Origin of the sequence: Paenibacillus agri, assembly GCF_013359945.1 — a bacterium.
Classification (GTDB): domain Bacteria; phylum Bacillota; class Bacilli; order Paenibacillales; family Paenibacillaceae; genus Paenibacillus_AQ; species Paenibacillus_AQ agri.
Map to the genome: position 1 here is coordinate 1 of NZ_JABWCS010000086.1, position 265 is coordinate 265.

The window sequence follows — 265 nt, forward strand, 5'->3', positions numbered from 1 at the left end:
ACCCGAAGCTATGAACCGAAGCCCCAGTAAACGGCGGCCGTAACTATAACGGTCCTAAGGTAGCGAAATTCCTTGTCAGGTAAATTCTGACCCGCACGAATGGCGTAACGACTTGGGCGCTGTCTCAACGAGAGATCCGGTGAAATTTTAATACCTGTGAAGATGCAGGTTACCCGCGACAAGACGGAAAGACCCCATGGAGCTTTACTGCAGCTTGATATTGAATTTGGGTACGATCTGTACAGGATAGGTGGGAGCCGTAGAG

1 rRNA gene is annotated in these 265 nt (G+C 50.2%); it reads left to right on the forward strand.

From position 1 onward, the window contains the following. Positions 1-265: ribosomal RNA gene (locus HPT30_RS00400) — 23S ribosomal RNA — on the forward strand; the annotation flags it as partial.